The following is a 3,500-nucleotide window of genomic DNA, read 5'->3' on the forward strand; positions in this document are numbered from 1 at the left end:
GCCCACCCCTTCGCCCCGCCCTGCTACGCCGAACGGGCCGTGCCCGACCTCACCTGGCGCATGGCGACCTGGATCCGGTCCACCGGCGGCCGGCTGGTGCTCTCCGGGCACTCCCAGGGCAGTGTGCTGGCCGCCGCCGCGGCCTGGCAGCTTCCCGCGCAGGTCCGCGGACGGGTCGCGCTGCTGACCTACGGCTCGCCGCTGGAGAGGCTCTACGGCCGCTGGTTCCCGGCCCACTTCGGTCCGGCCGCCCTCGAGGCCCTGCACCGGGACGTGAACTGCTGGCGCAATCTGTACCGGCTCACCGACCCCATCGGCGGCCCGGTCCGGCCGGGCGGCGACCGCGGCACGGAGGTGGACCGCGCCCCGCTGAAGGACCCGCTCGCCCATGGCCGCACCGCGCAGCACCCCTTGCCCGCCCCGATCCTCGGCCACTCCGACTACCAGGCGGACCCGGCCTTCGCCGAGGAACGCGCGCAGCTGCTCGCCCGGCTGCGCCCGGACCTGCCCGCACCGCGGCACGCGCCCTCCGGGCCGTCGAAGGACATGCCGTCCGGCGGCCACGAACCGCCGGGCGGTGCCGGGGTTCAGGACAGCGCGGGCAGATCCTCGGGGTAGAGCAGCGTCAGGTCGTCGGTGCTGGGGTCGGCGAGCTGGGCGACCCGGCCCGCGTGCCGCTCCAGCATCGCCTCGAAGGTCTGCCGCGCGGTACGGCCGTTGCCGAACGACGGCCCCTTGGGCAGTGCCGTGAAGTACGCCAGCAGGGCCTCGGCCGTCCCCGGCGCCAGCCGGTACTCGTGCTCCTCGGCCTGCTGCTCCACGATCCGCAGCAGCTCCTCCGGGCCGTAGTCGCCGAAGGTGATGGTGCGGGAGAAGCGGGACGCGATACCGGGGTTGGCGGAGAGGAACCGCTCCATCTCGGCGGTGTACCCGGCGACGATCACCACCACCGCGTCCCGGTGGTCCTCCATCAGCTTCACCAGGGTGTCGATGGCCTCCTTGCCGAAGTCCCGTCCGGCGTCCTCCGGGGCGAGCGTGTACGCCTCGTCGATGAACAGCACCCCGCCGCGCGCCCGTTCGAACGCCTCCTGGGTGCGGATCGCGGTGGAGCCGATGTGCTCGCCGACCAGGTCGACCCGGGAGACCTCGACCAGGTGCCCCTTCTCCAGAACGCCCAGGGAGGCGAGGATCTCGCCGTACAGACGGGCGACCGTGGTCTTGCCGGTGCCGGGGGAGCCGGTGAAGACCAGATGGCGCTTGACCGAGGCGGCCTTCAGCCCGGCCTGCTGCCGGCGCCGGCCCACCTCGATCATGTCGATCAGGGCGCGCACCTCCCGCTTGACGCTGTCCAGGCCCACCAGCGCGTCGAGTTCGCCGAGGACGTCCTTCGCGCTCCGGGTGGACCGCTCCGGCTCGGCGGCGGTCACCGGCGGCTCCTGCTCGGTGGTGCGCTGCCCGGGGAGCGCACCCAGCAGGCCGGGGTGCGCACTCGCCGTCTGCACCACCGTCTCCCGGGCCGTGGGCAGGCGCACCCCGCCGCTCTCGTCGCTGCTGCAGTCCTCGACCACGGGACCCGATCCCGCCCTGGCGTCCGGCCCGCCGTCCGCGAACTCGTAACCGCCGCGCGCGCACCGCTCCGTACGGCACTTCCTCAGTGTCGTACGGCAGCCGTCGATCACATGGAAGCCGTAGCCCTTGCTGTCCGTCACCCGGCAGCCCAGGAAGCTGCCGCGGCCCCCGGCGGAGACGTAGACACCGGCCTCGGCGGGGGAGGAGACCGTGCACCGCTCGACGGTGGGGTCGGCGCCCTTGGTGACGATCACGCCGGTCCGGGTCCCGTCCAGGGTGCAGTTGCTGAGGGTGCCGCCGCTGCCGTGGTCGCGGAACCAGGCACCCGTGGCCGCGTCCCTGATCCGGCAGTCGTCCAGCTGCGCGACGGCGCCGTCGCTCACCGACACCGCCGTGTTGCGCACCTGGGCCAGATCGCTGTCCACGACGTCCGCACGGGAGCCGCGGTCCAGCACGAACAGCGCGTCCGGCACGTCGTGCACCCGGCAGGCCTCGAGCACCGCGGTGGCACCGTCGCTGACCCACACCGCCGGGTAGTCGCCGGTGCTGTCGGAGATCTCGCACTGGTTGGCGTCCACCCGTGTGCCCGGGTCCCACACCGACAGGCCGTTGCGCCCGAACCGGCGCACCGCCGTCCGGGTCAGCGTCAGCACCGAACGCGACCGCAGATCCACCGCGTTCTCCGGGACGTCGTGGATCCGGCAGTCGGCGAGCGTCAGCACGGCGTCGGTGTCGAGCGTGACGCCGTCCCCGGTGGTGCGGTGCACATCGCAGTCGGTCAGGTGCGCGGTGGCTCCGCCCGTGACCCGGACACCGCTGCCCCGTACCTCGTAGACCTCGCACCCCACCGCCTCCAGCGCGCAGTCGCCGCCCGTCGCCGACAGGCCCGCGCCGGAGGTGTGGTGGATCCGGCAGCGCTCCAGCCGGGGATGGGCGCCGCCGCTGACCGCCACGCCCGACTGCCCGGCCGCGACGACCTCGCACTCCTCGAACACCCCGCCGCCGCCGAGCACGGCGATGCCGATGCCGGCCGGGTTGTCGACCGTGCAGCGCCGTATGGTGGGCCGGGCGTCGCCGCGCACCTCGACACCGGTCGCGGAGCGGGTCACGATCCGCACCTGGGCGATCTCCGGCGTGCCCTCCTCCACCAACAGGGCAGGCGCGGTGGTGTCCTGACCCTCCACATGCACATCCCGCACCACCGCCGAGGCGCGCACGGTCAGCGGCACCCCGTCGAGCGGGGCGATGCGCACCGAGCCGGGGGAGTTCTCGGGGCCGCGCAGGGTCACCGCCCGCCGGACCACGAGATTCTCGCGGTAGGTGCCGGGGGCGACGGTGAGGACGTCACCGTCCGCCGCGGCCTCCAGGGCGGCGGCGAGCGATGCGTACTCACCTGTGCGGCGCCGCCACCGCGATGTGCCGGTGTGCGTCACCTGGACCGTGCCCTGTGCCATGGCTCTGCTGTGCCCCCACCTCGTCGTACGCGGGTTGGTCGATGCCGAGTGCGTCGGCCGGTCCACCGTAGCGTGCCTGCGGACGGCGGGTTGACCGGAGTCGGAAGGCCGTCAGATACCGGTGCCGGTACGGCCCCAGTCCGGTCCCATCCGTTCCCAGGCGCGATCCCATTGCGCATACCGGAGACGGACCAGGTGCCAAAGGACCAGCCGGCGCACGGCCTCGACGAGGCCCGCGGTCAGCAGGGCCGCGCCGATTCCCGCCAGGACCGCGTGGGTGGTGGCCGTGGTGGGGGCCAGGGGCCGGGGCACCGGGGTGCCGTGGGCGTCGGTCCACAGTGCGAAGGTCTCGCCGGGCCTAGGGTCCCTCAGGGGCGTGGGGACCGGACCCTGCCGCCGGGTGCCGTCGGGGGCCGTCCAGGAGGCGAGGACGCGGCTGCGCAGCGTCCGCCCCGGGGAGAGCTCCGGATCGGGCTC

The 3,500-nt window shown here is 74.2% G+C and carries 2 protein-coding genes and 1 pseudogene; 1 reads left to right on the forward strand and 2 read right to left on the reverse strand.

Annotated elements, in window-relative coordinates; genetic code table 11:
- Positions 1-618: pseudogene (locus CCN35_RS24980) on the forward strand (hypothetical protein); the annotation flags it as partial.
- On the opposite strand, the gene CCN35_RS24985 reads toward CCN35_RS24980, so the two are convergent.
- A complete protein-coding gene (locus CCN35_RS24985; protein WP_169721388.1) occupies positions 588-3,023 on the reverse strand; it encodes a right-handed parallel beta-helix repeat-containing protein in 2,436 nt (811 codons plus the stop codon). The pseudogene CCN35_RS24980 and the gene CCN35_RS24985 sit on opposite strands and share 31 nt — an antisense overlap.
- A 111-nt stretch (positions 3,024-3,134) precedes the next feature.
- Positions 3,135-3,500: Rv1733c family protein (locus CCN35_RS28530; RefSeq protein WP_425444324.1), on the reverse strand; the 366-nt coding region annotated here is incomplete at its 5' end.

The sequence above is a fragment of the Streptomyces thermovulgaris genome (assembly GCF_002155915.1).
Lineage (GTDB): Bacteria > Actinomycetota > Actinomycetes > Streptomycetales > Streptomycetaceae > Streptomyces > Streptomyces thermovulgaris.